Source organism: Litorivicinus lipolyticus (assembly GCF_009650135.1).
Classification (GTDB): Bacteria; Pseudomonadota; Gammaproteobacteria; order Pseudomonadales; family Litorivicinaceae; genus Litorivicinus; species Litorivicinus lipolyticus.
On sequence record NZ_CP045871.1, the window covers coordinates 1,598,461 to 1,613,451 of the forward strand.

At 58.0% G+C, this 14,991-nt stretch carries 12 protein-coding genes; 1 reads left to right on the forward strand and 11 read right to left on the reverse strand.

Translation table 11 applies throughout. The annotated features are described in order from the left end of the window. Positions 1 to 38 precede the first annotated feature (38 nt). The 6 genes from GH975_RS08065 to GH975_RS08090 form a co-directional block, all read right to left on the reverse strand. Positions 39 to 341 carry a hypothetical protein gene (locus GH975_RS08065; protein WP_153714030.1) on the reverse strand — a complete coding sequence of 101 codons (303 nt, stop codon included), beginning with the start codon at positions 339 to 341 and terminating at the stop codon, positions 39 to 41. 186 nt (positions 342 to 527) lie between these two features. Beyond that, complete coding sequence (locus GH975_RS08070) at positions 528 to 1,547, reverse strand: NAD(P)H-dependent glycerol-3-phosphate dehydrogenase (RefSeq protein WP_153714031.1); 1,020 nt, start codon at positions 1,545 to 1,547, stop codon at positions 528 to 530. Between the two features lie 2 nt (positions 1,548 to 1,549). Beyond that, positions 1,550 to 2,944, reverse strand: a complete 1,395-nt coding sequence (locus tag GH975_RS08075; protein WP_153714032.1) for a protein adenylyltransferase SelO — start codon at positions 2,942 to 2,944, stop codon at positions 1,550 to 1,552. Next, a complete protein-coding gene (locus GH975_RS08080) occupies positions 2,944 to 4,149 on the reverse strand; it encodes a DEAD/DEAH box helicase (protein ID WP_153714033.1) in 1,206 nt (401 codons plus the stop codon). Before GH975_RS08080 ends, GH975_RS08075 begins: the two co-directional genes overlap by 1 nt. A 138-nt stretch (positions 4,150 to 4,287) precedes the next feature. After that, entirely contained in the window at positions 4,288 to 5,469 is a 1,182-nt protein-coding gene (locus GH975_RS08085; protein ID WP_153714034.1) for an acetyl-CoA C-acetyltransferase, read from the reverse strand. 127 nt (positions 5,470 to 5,596) lie between these two features. Further along, positions 5,597 to 6,322, reverse strand: coding sequence for an inositol monophosphatase family protein (locus tag GH975_RS08090; RefSeq protein ID WP_170272594.1), 726 nt, complete (start codon positions 6,320 to 6,322; stop codon positions 5,597 to 5,599). Positions 6,323 to 6,442: 120 nt separating this feature from the next. Between GH975_RS08090 and dinG the strand changes: the two genes are divergently transcribed. Then, complete coding sequence (dinG, locus tag GH975_RS08095; RefSeq protein WP_170272595.1) at positions 6,443 to 8,551, forward strand: ATP-dependent DNA helicase DinG; 2,109 nt, start codon at positions 6,443 to 6,445, stop codon at positions 8,549 to 8,551. Here dinG and GH975_RS08100 read toward each other — a convergent pair. The 5 genes from GH975_RS08100 to lpdA all read right to left on the reverse strand — a co-directional run bounded on the left by GH975_RS08100 (position 8,548) and on the right by lpdA (position 14,978). Continuing rightward, positions 8,548 to 9,882 carry an HD-GYP domain-containing protein gene (locus tag GH975_RS08100; protein WP_153714037.1) on the reverse strand — a complete coding sequence of 445 codons (1,335 nt, stop codon included), beginning with the start codon at positions 9,880 to 9,882 and terminating at the stop codon, positions 8,548 to 8,550. The genes dinG and GH975_RS08100 overlap by 4 nt on opposite strands. 71 nt (positions 9,883 to 9,953) lie before the next feature. Then, complete coding sequence (locus GH975_RS08105; protein WP_170272596.1) at positions 9,954 to 11,249, reverse strand: HD-GYP domain-containing protein; 1,296 nt, start codon at positions 11,247 to 11,249, stop codon at positions 9,954 to 9,956. A gap of 91 nt (positions 11,250 to 11,340) precedes the next feature. Beyond that, positions 11,341 to 12,210 (reverse strand): succinate--CoA ligase subunit alpha, encoded by an 870-nt coding sequence (gene sucD / locus GH975_RS08110; protein WP_153714039.1) that lies wholly within the window; start codon positions 12,208 to 12,210, stop codon positions 11,341 to 11,343. Then, positions 12,211 to 13,380 carry an ADP-forming succinate--CoA ligase subunit beta gene (gene sucC, locus GH975_RS08115; protein WP_153714040.1) on the reverse strand — a complete coding sequence of 390 codons (1,170 nt, stop codon included), beginning with the start codon at positions 13,378 to 13,380 and terminating at the stop codon, positions 12,211 to 12,213. A 158-nt stretch (positions 13,381 to 13,538) separates the two neighbouring features. Continuing rightward, positions 13,539 to 14,978 carry a dihydrolipoyl dehydrogenase gene (lpdA, locus tag GH975_RS08120; protein ID WP_153714041.1) on the reverse strand — a complete coding sequence of 480 codons (1,440 nt, stop codon included), beginning with the start codon at positions 14,976 to 14,978 and terminating at the stop codon, positions 13,539 to 13,541. Positions 14,979 to 14,991 lie beyond the last annotated feature (13 nt).

Consider the following 14,991-nt stretch of genomic DNA (forward strand, 5'->3'; position numbering starts at 1 on the left):
CCGGCGACTGCCGGCTTTTTTATCCGCGCTGAAGCGCCTTAGGCGTTCGCGAACAAGTACTTAACGCGGCGATCAACCGTGTCGGTTTCCTGGTAAATGTGGTCGCCGTTTTTCAGCTGCTTCAAGGCCCGAAAGATCGACGCACGCGACACTTCTTTAAAAATTGGCTGGTCTTCCAACTCCGAAGAAACCACTTTTTGTTCGTTCTTTTGACAAAACGCAATGTACTCCAAAATCGAGCGTTCCAGCTCCGACAAGTCAGAGAGGCCCATGGCCGTTTCCATTTCATGAAGCGTCGCACGCAGCGAATACAAAAGTGTGAGTTCAGATTTTTGTGTCATTTTTTCCATCACTAGTTACCCTCGGGCCTCCGCCGAGACAAAAGCACCCTAACATTGGTCCGACCACTTGACCAGTGCATGCGTACCCACTCGGCGGCAATGATTAACCTATAGTCACCGTAGCTCTCAACAAGACACAAAGATATGTCCCATTGTTCTAAGTAACGACTGGTTATCAAATCTAGCTTACGGACCTGGTTTACGCGGCAATACGAACTCGACGTCCGATGTATGGGCCGCTTGCATCAACTTTACCGCCACCTGACGCGCTGGGCGCTGGCCAAAAATCACCTCATGCAGACCTTCAACGATTGGCATAACGACATCTAAGGCTTGTGCTTTGGCGTGCACCAGCTCCAACGTGTTGATGCCCTCTGCCACTTGACCAATTTCGGCTTCGGCCTCGACCAGGGTCTTGCCCTGGCCCAGTAACCAGCCCACTCGGTAGTTGCGACTGAGCGGACTAGTGCAGGTCACCATCAAATCGCCGACACCCGCCAAACCCAAAAAGGTCATCGGATTTCCACCTAAATAGGATGCCAACCGGCTCATTTCGGCCAGTGCGCGGGTAATTAATGCGGCTTGGGTATTGGACCCCACCTGCAACGCAGCAGCCAGACCGCTGGCGATTGCGTAGATGTTTTTCAACGAACCGCCGAGCTCGACACTGATCCGATCCGTCGCACTGTATAGGCGCAGGTACTTATTCGACAGAGCCGCCCGCGCCAGATCACGCAGGCTACCGTCGGGGCTGGCAATGACCGAGGCCGTCAGGTGACGCTGGGCAATTTCGGCGGCCAAGTTCGGGCCACTCAAGACCCCCACCGGGTAGCCTGGGCAGGCCGCCTCAATGACCTCACTCATCAACAAAAATCCATCCGCCTGGATGCCCTTGGTGGTACTGATTAAACCAACACCGGCTGGCAAATACGGTGCGACCTGGCGGCAGACCGCGGCCATGGCTTTGCTCGGCACACTCAAAATCACCAAGTCCGCTTCAGCCACACACGCGGCCAGGTCATGCGTCGCCAGTATCCCGGCGCCGAGGGTCAGCTCGGGGTGATAACGCGGATTGCAGCCTTGTGTGTTAATGGTCCGGGCTTGCTCCGCCGTGTGACACCACAGGCTAACGCGGTGCTGATTGGCCGCCGCCACGCTAGCCAAAACCGTTCCAAAACTACCGGCGCCAATAACAGATACGTGCATAGTCAACTCGAGCAACTAACGGCAAGGTGCCGCATGGATTCAGGGGGCGGCGAATCCCAACGCGGGTCCGCCTCATCAAAGGGATTAAACAGTGCATCGCAAGCACGTTGGGCGGCGGCCCAATCGCCGCCCTCGCCGAACTCGATGATCTGCTGACAGATCCAGTTGCGCGGTACCCGGCGTGGGTTGGTCAGGCACAGGGCACGGGCGCGCGCGTCAAAGTCATCAACGCAGTCATGCAGCGTCGCCAACCATGCGTCCAGCGCCGGTCGCTGGGCGTCACTGAACAGCCCCGCCAAACGCGCATAGTGGCCGTCGCTGCGCCCTCGATACTCGGCCTGATATCGATACGCGAGCGTGTGATCGACGCCTAGCTCCAACAGGCCAAGCCACTGAAACAAAGCCTCCTCCGAAACCGGGCCCAAGCGCGCATGCAAACAATCGCGGAACGCGCTGCGGTAACAGTCGTCAAACGCACCAATCGCGGCGCGTAGCGGCTCGACCCCGGCCAACGGAATCAGTGCTTCGGCCAGACACGCCAGATTCCACTTCATCACCCCCGGTTGATTCTCGAAGCGGTAACGCCCCTGATGGTCACTGTGATTGCACACATGCGTCGGGTCGTGCTGGTCGAGGAACCCAAATGGGCCGTAATCCAGAGTATCGCCGATGATCGAGGTATTGTCGGTGTTCATGACACCGTGACAAAAACCGAGCGTCTGCCACTGCGCCACCAAACCTGCATTGCGGCTCAGCGACTCGTTGAACAAGGCCAATGCGGGATTAGCCCCACCTTCGATGCCGAAACGGGTCAGCACGTGATCGACTAGTTGCGCCAGCGGATCGAGCTGGCCCTGGGTCTGAAAATACTCGAAGTGGCCCAATCGCACGTGGGTACGCGCCAACCGCAACAAACTGGCGGCACGCTCGATGCGTTCTCGCTGAACCGGGGTGTCGGACACGGCCAACAGCGCCGCCCGCGACGTTGGCACCGACACAGCGGCCATGAACTCAGACCCGATAAACTCTCGTACGCTGGAGCGAACCACCGCGCGCCCGTCACCAAAACGACTGTAGGGGGTTTGGCCGGCGCCCTTGAGGTGCAAATCCCAGCCATTGACCTCGCCAATCAGCAGGCCGCGACCATCGCCCAGGCGTGGGCTAAAGCCACCAAACTGATGCCCGGCGTAGACTTGGGCAACCGGATCAGCGCCTTGGGGTAAGGCGTGTGCGCCCATCAGGGCGAGGGTTTCGTCGGATCCCGAGTCGAGTCCGATCAGCGCGCACGCACGGGCGCTGGTTAGGCCAAACGAAGGGTTTAACAGTGGGGTCGGTGTGACCCGGGTAAAGAAGCCCTCGCCCAGACGGGCGAAGGCGTTGTCGAATGCCAGCGGCATTAGCCGAGTAGGTCTTCGCTCGGGCGTTCCGACGGCAGCTTGCGATTGATATAGCCTTCGATCGCAGGGATCAGGTGACCGTCATCTTCGTCGGCAAAGCTGATGCTAGTGCCCTCACTACCGGCACGACCAGTACGACCGATGCGGTGCACGTAGTCCTCGGCTTCCTCGGGCAGCGTGAAATTGACTACATGGCCGACCCCGTCAATGTGAATGCCTCGGCCGGCAACGTCGGTCGCTACGAGTACGCGAACCCGCCCTTCTTTGAAGTTTTCCAGCGTCGAGATACGTTTTTTCTGGGGCACGTCGCCGGACAGCTCAGCCGCCTCGATACCGTCTTTTTGCAGCCGCGTCGCCAACCGATTAACGATCGTGCGGCGGTTCGCAAACACCATCACTTTATGCAGGTCGCCCTTCAAAATCAGGTTTTTGAGCAGGTTGTACTTATCGTCCGCGGTGGTGATATAGACAATCTGTTCGACGGTGTCGGTGGCGACACTGTCCGGCTCGATGATCACGCTCTTGGGGTCGACCGTCCAACGCTCCACCAAGTCCATGATGGCCTGGCTGAAGGTCGCGCTGTACAAAATGGTTTGACGTTTTTCGCGATGCGGGCACGCACGCACGATACGGCGCACGTCCGGGATAAAGCCCATGTCCAGCATGCGGTCAGCTTCGTCCAACACCAATATTTCAACATTGCGCAGGTTGACTTCATTTTGGCGCAGAAAATCAATCAACCGCCCCGGTGTCGCCACCATGATGTCGCAGGGTGCCGCTCGCAGGTCTTCGCGCTGTTTCTGGTAATCAATGCCGCCGACGATTTCTTGGACGTTAAGGTCGGTGTACTTGCAAAGCCCCTCCGCGTCTTTCGCAATTTGCATGACCAACTCGCGGGTCGGCGCCAACACCAGCGCGCGCGGTGATCCGGGCTTGCGGTTAGGGCGCGGGTCACGCAAGAAGGTGTCAATCAGGTTGACCAAAAAGGCGGCGGTTTTACCGGTACCGGTCTGGGCTTTGCCGATCATGTCGTAACCGTCCAAACACAACGGCAATGATTCAGCCTGAATCGGTGAGCAATACTCGAAACCCAGATCCTGAATGGCGCGCAACAGTGCGTGTGGCAAATCCAAGTCATGGAAACGCGTTTTATCGTCAGCCACGGCGACTTCGAATTGTTCAGGGGTCCAGGCGGTGTCGCTCACAGATGCTTCCTTAAATTAATAGGCCGATAGGTTACCAAAAATGCGGCCGTGGCGCGCGTTTAGACGCGACAAAACCGAGGGCGAAAAAAAGGCGCCCCTAAGGACGCCCATTCAAGCCGTTAACTGGGGCGGCGAGCGCTAGCGCTCAACGCATAGCGCGACGCCTTGGCCACCACCGATACACAGCGTCGCCAAACCTTTTTTGGCGTCCTGCCGCTGCATCTCGTGCAACAGCGAGACCAAAATACGCGCCCCCGATGCACCGATCGGGTGACCCAGCGCGATCGCGCCACCGTTAACGTTGACCTTGCTGGTGTCCCAGCCCATGCCGATATTGACACCCATGGCCTGCGCGGCAAAGGCTTCGTTGGCTTCGATGACGTCCAGCTGCTGATGTGTCCAGCCGGCTTTCTCGAGCGCGCGCGTCGACGCCGGAATCGGGCCGGTGCCCATGATGCTGGGATCAACACCGCTGGACGCGTGGCTGGCGATTTTTGCCAGCACCGGTAACCCAAGCTCGGCCGCTTTGGCCGCACTGCACACCAACAATACGGCGGCGCCGTCATTCAGACCCGACGCATTGCCGGCGGTCACGCTGCCGTCTTTCTTAAAGGCCGGGCGCAGTCCACCGAGTTTCTCGGCGGTGGTACCTTCTTTGATGTATTCGTCCTGATCAAACACGATCGGGTCTTTTTTGCGCTGCGGAATCAGCACCGGGACGATTTCGTCGGCAAATTTGCCAGCCGCACGAGCGGCCGTAGCCTTGGCCTGTGATGCCGCTGCAAACGCGTCTTGATCGACGCGGCTGATGCCGTACTTTTCGGCCACGTTTTCCGCAGTGATGCCCATGTGGTACCCGTTAAAGGCGTCCCACAAACCGTCAGCAATCATGGTATCGACGGCTTTCCAGTCACCCATCCGAACGCCGTCACGGCTGCCGGGCAGCACGTGCGCCGAGTTACTCATGGACTCTTGGCCGCCGGCGATAATAACGTCGGCGTCGCCATTGGCGATCGCCTGGGCCGCCAGGTGCACCGCTTTCAGGCCGCTGCCACAGACTTTGTTAATCGTCATCGCCGGCACCGACGCGGGCAAGCCGGCGTGGATGCTGGTTTGACGGGCGGGGTTTTGACCCACACCGGCGGTCAGGACCTGACCCAAAATGACTTCGTCGACTTGGCTGGGGTCAATGCCAGTTTTTTCCAGCAAACCTTTAACGACTTGCGTGCCGATTTGAACTGCGCTCAACGGCGCCAAACTACCTGCAAAACTACCAATGCCGCTGCGAACTGCACCGGCGATGACGACTTCAACTGACATACCTAAAACTCCCAAGGCGATCCATGCTACCACCGCAACGCACTTCGATTGTGCGCTGCATCATAGGGAAACTATACAAGGTTCAGGCCCACTCGAGCAAACGCTAGAAGTACACAATCGACCAAAGTTAAAGCGGTACCGCCTGCTCCAAGTCCGGCCAGATTGCCATTAGGGGGTCAATCAAATGACGTTGGGCGACCAGGCATGGCATCGGGTTATTCCACGGCAGGCGCAGGTGCGCATTACTGGCGGTAGCCCCTGCGGCCTGCGCAATCGCCTGACCGGCCAGAAAATCGGCGACCTTCAGACCCGGATCAAAGTAGCCATCTGATTGACCGGCGGCGACATCACACAAACTCAAGTTGCAGCAGCCGCGCTGGCGAAATTGCACGCCTTGGTTGGTGGCGATACGTAACCGGTACCAGTCCGCTTCTTGGGCACCAGGGCGAACGCAATCAATGTCCAGGCAAGCACCATTTAACGCATGCCGGGTCGAAGCCGTCATCGGCAACCCATTCATCGAGACCTGACCGTCATCCATTTCGAACAAGCGATGGTGAAGCGGGTCAAACACCCACGCCGATGTCACGTGCTGGGACGAGGTGTAAGCGATTGAGATGCAAAAATAAGGGTTTTGTTGGTAAAAATTGTCGCGGCCATCGATCGCGCGCACGACCCAACGCTCGGTGTCGCCCATGTAAAAGAAGCAATCACCCTGGATGCTCGCCGCGGGCGTCATTTCACGCAGCGCGTCAAACAGCAGCTGTTCGATACTGAAATCCAAGTCCGACACGTGCTGACCGCGAATGGTTTGGTCACGCCGGTGCGCTTTGCCACGCATAAAACCCAGCACCAACTGATCCCCCGCCAACTTTAAAACGGACCTAACACCCTGCGCACGTTCACTTCGACTTTGCATACGGGCAAACTAACCTGCATTCACCCTCAGCACCACGGACGATGGAAACCAAGTTTGATCACTGACACCCTAAAGAACGACATTCGGACCGCGTACTCGGCGTTTAATGACGCCGCTGGCGGCGAATCCCGGCCCGGCCAACGCCACATGCTGGCCTGGGTCACACAGGGGCTGATGCGCGACGGTGGCGGCAAGGTCGTCATCGAGGCCGGTACCGGTACCGGCAAGACCGTGGGTTACCTGATTCCATCGTTACTGTGTGCACGTGAACTGGGCAAACAGGTGGTCATCAGCACCGCCACGGTGGCGCTGCAAAACCAACTACTGCAAAAAGACATCCCGCAGCTGATCAGCAGCGGCGCCCTAAAAACCGACGCCAAACTGGCTAAGGGGCGCCGCCGTTACCTGTGCCCGATTCGCCTCGAACAAGCCATTGCCGACACCCAGGGTCAGCACGAGGACGAAATCCTCTTTCGCCCTACCACGCACCAACTCGGCAGCCTAAAGGGCTTTTACGAGCAATTCGCCGACGGCAGCTGGGACGGTGACCTGGACGGATGGGACGAATCCATCGATGGCGACCTGATCCCCATGGTCACCACCGACCACGCCGGCTGCCGCGGACGCCAATGCGAAGCGATCAATGACTGTCCATTTTTTGCCGCGCGCGATGCGCTAGATGACGCTGAGGTTATTATTACCAATCATGACCTGGTGTTGTCCGACCTGTCGTTGGGCGGCGGTGTGGTACTGCCGGCACCGGAGGACGCGATTTATGTGTTCGACGAAGGCCACCAACTGGCCGAAAAAGCGATCAACCATCAAACCGGCAGCCTGCAACTGCAAAGCAGTATTAATTGGGCCGCCGGCCTGCCAAAACGGCTTGACGCCTTGGTTGGTGTGATCGGCAAAACCAGTGAACTGGCGTCGACCATTCGTCGCATCCAAAAAACGCTAACCGATTGTGTCGCCGCGCTCGGCGCCGTGGATGACTCGGTGCGCGCGCTGATCGATCGCGAAATCGATACCAACCGATGGAGCGAAAGTGGCGCCGGTGCGCCCTTGCTAAGGCTGTCGCTGGACCCGATCGAGGCGGCATTGCAACGCCAGCTGGCCGACGCCGGCTCCCCATTCCGGGCCGTCGCCAGTGATCTGGGCAGCGTGGTTGACTGGCTAAAGCACGAAGCAGAGAAACCCAATGGCGAATTGGATCGCGAGGTCGCCCGATCCAACCAAGGCTTTTTCAACAAGGCCAAAATACGCGCCGAAGACGCGGTGTCGCTGCTAACCAAATGGGGCGCCGGCAACTCGAGCGGGCCCGAGGCCCGTTGGATCCTGCTAAACGGGATTGAACGAAAATCTCAGTGGCAAGACGCCGATCCCGAGCTTTGGTTCAGCCCGGCCAGCGCCGGCCCGGGTCTAAGCAGCAGCCTCTGGGACGCCTGCGCCGGTGCCGTGGTGTGCAGCGCAACCCTGGCCGTCGGGCGCTCATTCGACCGACTCTACCAAGCCATCGGCCTCAGCCCAGACGTGCCCTGTCACATGGTCGGCGGCGCCTTTGACTACCCCAACCAGGGCCAAATCGTGGTCCCGGACATCGCCGTTGACCCGACCCAAGCCGACGCTCACGACCAAGCCATTTTGGCCCATGCCCAAACCTTAATCGGCCAAAACAAAGGCACGCTGATACTATTTTCTAGCCGCGCCCAGCTGCGCCGCGTGACCGAATTGCTGTCGACCGGGCTGTCGGCCCAGGTCCTATCCCAGCTCGAACTCGGTCGCTACGAGTTGCTTAAGCATCACCGACTGCGCCGCGAGCGTGGTCAGCCCTCGATCATTTTCGGCATGCAGAGCTACGGTGAGGGCATCGACTTACCCGGTGATTTGCTGGAGGAAGTGGTCATTACGCGGCTGCCGTTCTCGCAGCCGGACGACCCAATCCACGCGACCTATGCTGAATGGGTCGAGCGCCAAGGGCTGCGTTCGTTCAGCGCGATCACACTACCAATGGCATCGATTCGACTGCGCCAAGCGGTCGGTCGCCTGATTCGCAGTGCCAGTGACACCGGCACCGTGACGTTTTTGGACAACCGGGTCAAAACCAAAGGGTATGGCCGTCAGCTGCTGGATGACCTGCCACCCTTTCGCAGGGTTGGCGTTTAGTCGATGAGAGCGGTTTTAGCCGCCGCTTTGGTCTGTCCGAATCCCTGGCTGACGATCATGCCGGCTTGCAATATTTCCTCCTCAACCGACGCGGTCAAAAAGTAACTGGTCTGCGAACTTAAGACCAGGTAACCGGTGATTGCTTTGGGCAGCTCGTCGAGCAAGAACGAACGGGCAATGGTTAGCTCGTGATGCTCGTTCAAATCGATCGGCACCGCTTGGGTGCGCTCAACGGTTGGGTCATAGACCACTACCGAGGGTCGTAATGGCGCGTTCGGATTGGCCTCGACGACTAAGGCCGTGCGGTCATCGGACAAGGCCACCAACGACCCCGGCGGGTAAACACCCAGCGCGCGAATAAACCGATCCAGCAAGTTCGGTGCAAACCACGCGCGTTCCTTGCCAAACATTTGTTTGACCGCCGCGCTCGGTGACAATGGAGTACCGCCATTGCGTGGATTACACAGGTTGTCATAACGATTCGCAATCGCCACTACTTTGGCTTCTACCGGGATGTCCGCGGCCATTAACTTATGGGGGTAGCCGGTGCCGTCACAGCGCTCGTGGTGATAGCGAATGATATTGATCGCGATCAACGACGCGTTTTCAGTGCCTTCAACCATCTGTGCGCCCTTGCGCACGTGTTCGTGATACAGCGCCTGTTCGGGCCCGGACAGCTCGTTGGGCTTAAGCGACAGTTGTTTGGGTAGCCGCATAATGCCCAGGTCATGCAAAAAGGCCCCGACCCCGATATCGCGCACCCATTCGTCATCCATATCAGTGGCCCGCGCCAACATGACCGACAAGGCCGTCACGTTTATCGCGTGCCCCGAGAAAAAATAGTCATTGCCGGTCGGCACATTGATCAGCTGCATGACGGCGTTCGGGTCGCGCGTCAGCTCTTCCGTAACCTCGTTAGCAATGGTGCTGGCTGCGGACAATGCGACCTCGTTGGCACTGATCAAATTCGGCATCAGGTCACGCACGCGTTGGCTCAGCTCCGAGACCTTTTTTTCAGCCAAGTTGAGGCGCGAGCGCGAGGCTTTCAGTTGGTTACGGGCGGCCACCTTGGCCACTTCAACCGCTTCCATTGCGTCAATGTCCTCGCGGCTTAACTCGACCACGTCCTCAGCCATGGTCTCGCGCACGTCGCTGCGTTCGGGGTCCCATTCAGCATTGCGTAGTTTGCGTAACGCCTTGACCTTAGCGAGCATACCGGCGTCGGTAATTTTAAACTTGGCCGACGCAAACGGATGCTCGAACCAGGACAGGTTCAAGTGCACATACATGCCCTCTTTCAGGTCCGCCTTATCAATAAACTGGAGCGCCATAGTTACCTCGGTCGTTAGGCAGTCAGCCTAGGCGGGATAAGGGAATTCGGCGAGGACGATGGTACTAGCCCTTAGGGTTTGGCGGTCTGATCGCGCAGTCGTTCACCGGCCGCTAGGATCTCGCTGTCGACCGCACTGACCAAGTAATAATGGGTCCGCGCACTCAGCGCCAGGTAGCTTGAAATCACGTCCGGCAATTGATCGACTACATACGAGCGCTCAACCGACAGCGCGCCGTGCGCTGACAGGTCCAGTGGCACCGCGTCCGTGCGTTTAACCACCGGGTCATACACGACCACCAGGGGCTTCAGCGGCGCCGCTGGATTGGACTGTACGACGATGCCAATCTGGTCATTATTAAGCCCAACCAAGGTGCCGGGCGGGTATACGCCCAGACACTTCACAAACAAGTCCAGCAAGCGCTTATCAAAGTGGGCACGTTCTTTTGCGAACAGGTACTTAATCGCATCCGACGGCGCCAAGGGTGCACGCCCGTGGCTAGGGTTGCAAAGGTGATCATAGCGATTGGCCAGCGCGACGATTTTGGCAGCGACTGGGATCTTGTCGGCGCCAAGGCCACGTGGACTGCCTTTGCCATCACAGCGTTCATGGTGGCAGGCGATGATTTGGCGGACGATGGCGGCGGCGTTGTCGCCCATGATTTCCAAACCGATTCGACAGTGCTCTTGGTATAGCCGCGACTCGGGTGCGTTCAACTCAGATTTTTTCAGGGTCAATGATTTGGGCAACCGTGTGGTGCCGATGTCATGTAAAAACGCACCCAGCCCTATGCTGTGGACCTGTGCATCGTCCAGCTCTGCGGCGCGTGCCAGCATTACTGACATCGCAGTCACGTTGATGGCATGGCGACCAAAACTCGAATCATCACCCGCGGACAGGTTAATCAGCTGCATCACCGCGTTGGGGTCCGACACCAGGTCATCGGTGACTTCGCCGGCGATGTCACCGGCCGCCGCAATCGCGATCTCGCTGCCACTGGTTAGGTTACCCATCAAATTACGTACACGCTGGTTTAACAGGCGCACTTTTGACTCGGTTTTGTTGAGCGCGCTGCGCTGGGACTTAAGGGCGTCGCGGGCGTCGGCGTCGGCGTCGGCGTTGCTGATGACCGCTGCGGCTTCCTGGACGTCGTCCGCAGGCCCGGACTCCGCGGCCTTATCAAGGTCGCTCTTGTCCGGATCCCAGGTCACAGTGGACAGCTTTCGCAGGGCCTGTATTTGGGCCAGAGTGGCGGCGTCAGTGATCTTAAAGCGCGCCGACGCAAAGGGGTGATCAAACCACGACAGCCCCAAGTCGACATACATGCCGACCTTGAGTTCACCCTTTGCAATCTTCGGTAGCGACATGCCGACTCCCATCCACAGGAGCAGTATAAAACACCGGCCAAAAAAAACGGGGCCAAGGCCCCGTTTCTATTCATCCATTGCATGCAATGAACTAGCCCAAGGCTTTAACCATGGTTTCGCCAATGGCCGCCAAGTTCTTGGTGGTGTGCACACCTGCCGCTTCCAGCGCTGCAAACTTTTCAGCTGCAGTGCCTTTACCGCCGGCGATGATGGCGCCTGCGTGGCCCATGCGCTTACCTGCCGGTGCCGTGACACCTGCGATGTACGACACGACCGGCTTAGTCACGTGGGCTTTGATGTACTCGGCTGCTTCTTCTTCAGCCGTGCCACCGATTTCGCCGATCATGACGATGCCTTCGGTCTGCGGATCTTCCTGGAACCACTTCAATACGTCGATGAAGTTGGTACCGGGAATCGGGTCACCGCCAATGCCGACACAGGTCGACTGGCCAAGACCCAGGTCCGTGGTTTGCTTAACCGCTTCGTAGGTCAGGGTGCCTGAACGCGAAACGATACCGATCTTGCCCGGCAAGTGAATGTGACCGGGCATGATGCCGATCTTGCACTCGCCCGGTGTGATTACACCCGGGCAGTTCGGTCCGATCAAGGTCACGCTTTCCTGGTCTGCTTTGACTTTAATGTCCAGCATATCCAGCGTCGGCACGCCTTCGGTGATAACAACAATGATCTTCAAACCTGCGTTGATCGCTTCGAACACAGAGTCCTTAACGAAAGGTGCAGGCACGTAAATCACAGTCGCGTCGGCATCGGTTGCCGCAACGGCCTCGGACACGGTGTTGAACACGGGCAAACCCAAGTGTTCAGTGCCGCCCTTACCCGGCGTCACGCCACCGACCATTTTAGTGCCGTAGGCAATCGCTTGCTCGGAGTGGAAGGTCCCGTTCTTACCGGTAAAACCCTGGCAGATGACCTTGGTGTCTTTGTTGATCAAAACACTCATTTATAGCGCTCCTGCTGCAGCTTTTACGGCTTTTTGCGCGGCGTCAGTCAGACTTTCACCGGCAATGATGTTGACGTCTGATGCTTTCAAGACCGCCTTGCCCTGTTCGGCATTGGTGCCTTCCAAACGGACGATCACAGGCACTTCAACGCCGACTTCTTTGACCGCGGCAATGATGCCCTCGGCAATCATGTCGCAACGAACGATGCCGCCGAAGATGTTGACCAACACGGCTTTAACCTTGGTGTCGGACAAAATGATCTTGAAGGCTTCGGCCACACGCTCTTTCGTCGCGCCGCCGCCCACGTCCAAGAAGTTAGCTGGGCTGCCGCCGTGCAACTGAACCGTGTCCATGGTGCCCATGGCCAATCCAGCGCCGTTGACCATGCAACCGATGCTGCCGTCCAGCGCTACGTAGTTCAGTTCGAACTGAGCCGCGTGCGCTTCACGTGCATCTTCCTGTGACGGATCGTGCATTTCCTGAAGTGCTTTCTGGCGATACATGGCGTTCGAATCGATCACGCACTTAGCATCCAAGCAATGCAAGTTGCCTTCGTCGGTGATAACCAAGGGGTTAACTTCCAACAACGCCAAGTCTTTGTCGTGAACCAGCTTCGACAGGCCCATGAAGATGTGCACGAACTGCTTTTGCTGAGTCGGGTTCAAACCCAACTTGAACGCGATTTCGCGCGCTTGGTAGGGCTGTGCGCCAACCAAGGGATCGATCTCAGCTTTCAAGATCTTTTCAGGTGTTTCTTCGGCCACCTTCTCGATCTCAACGCCACCTTCGGTCGACGCCATGAAGACAACGCGGCGCGTGCCACGGTCCACGACTGCGCCCAAATACAGCTCATTGGCAATATCCGTGCATGACTCGATCAGGATTTTTGAAACCGGCTGACCGTTTGCATCGGTCTGGTAGGTCACCAGGTTAGTGCCAATCATCGCCTCGCAGAACTCGCGGATTTCCGCTTCGCTCTTGACCAGCTTTACGCCGCCCGCTTTACCGCGGCCACCGGCGTGGACCTGGGCTTTGACAACAAACATGTCGCCGCCGATTTTTTTGGCGCCTTCCAGCACTTCTTCGACTGTGTCACAGGCGTAGCCTGTAGAAACGGGCAGTCCGTACTCTCGAAAGAGTTGCTTACCTTGATATTCGTGAAGGTTCATTTTCCTAATCTCTTTGATCGGATCAATTTCGCTCGACGGATCGAGCCCCAGACACCTCGGGATCACCTTGGCGTCGGTTCACAGCGGGGAGTTACGCCCGTCCATGGGTGCCTAAACAAAAGCCCCCGAGGGGGCCAATGCTGCATTAGGCGCGTTCGTTATTTCTTTTTGCGGTTGGCGATGTGCAGTGCGTGCCCGTCCACTGCCAAGGCAGCTTCGTGCAACGCTTCGGACACCGTCGGGTGCGCAAACATAATGGTGCCCAGGTCTTCGGCGGATGAGCCGAATTCCATCGCGATCACCGCCTGCGCGATCATGTCACCTGAATTGGGTCCGACAATGTGAACACCCAACACGCGGTCCGTGTCGGCATGTGCGATGACCTTAACCGAGCCGGCCGAGTCGTTGCTGGCCAAGGCGCGTCCGTTGGCTGCGAACGGGAAGCTGCCGGTTTTGTAAGGCACGCCGTCCTGTTTGCATTCCTCTTCGGTCTTACCCACCCAGCTGACTTCGGGGTGTGTGTAGATCACCGAAGGCACGGTGTCGTAGTTGACCTGGGCTGGCTTGCCGGCGATACGCTCGGCGACCATAACGCCTTCTTCGCTGCCTTTGTGGGCCAGCATCGGGCCGCGAACCAAGTCACCGACCGCGTATACGCCCGGCACCGAGGTTTGGCAGAAGTCGTCGACGTGAACAAAACCACGATCCGCCATGGTCACGCCCGAGTCACTGGCGATACAGCCATCCGTGTAAGGGCGGCGACCGACCGCGACGATCAGCTTGTCAAAGATTTCCGACTTTTCGCCGTCGCCGTCTTTAAAGGTCACGTGAATATCATCACCCTTAATTTCGGTGCCCGACACCAGCGTACTGGTGCGAATGTCCAAGCCCTGTTTCTTAAAGATCTTGGCGCTTTCTTTGGCGATCTGTTGATCGGCCACCGCCAGGAACTTGTCCATCGCTTCAAAGACCACTACGTCGGCGCCCAAACGGCTCCAAACGCTGCCCAACTCCAAGCCAATCACGCCACCGCCGATGACACCCAAACGCTTGGGGACTTCGGTAAATTCGAGAGCGCCGGTCGAGTCAACAATCTTGCCGGGTGTCAGCGGTGCAGGCGGAATTTCGACCGGCACTGAACCGGTCGCCAAAATCACATTGCCCGCATCCAAAATCTGAACCGCGCCGCCGTCTTGGGGGGCGAATTCGACTTTCTTGCCGGCCAACAGCTTGCCTTTACCAAACAGGTGCTTGACGCCGTTATGCTTAAACAAGCCTGCGATGCCGCCGGTCAGCTGTTCGACCACTTGGTCTTTGCGCGTCATCATTTTAGACACGTCAAAGCTAACGTCGCCCAATGCGATGCCGTGTTCAGCCATTTCGTGCTGGGTCGACTCGTATTTGTGCGAGCTTTCCAACAGCGCCTTGGAGGGAATGCAGCCCACGTTCAAGCAGGTGCCACCCAATGACGGACGACCGTCTTTTTTGGTCCACTTTTCGATACACGCCACGCTGAAACCCAGCTGCGCCGCTTTGATGGCAGCCACGTAGCCCGCAGGGCCCGCGCCGATCACAATCACATCGTACTTATCGCTCATAGTCGTCTCTTTA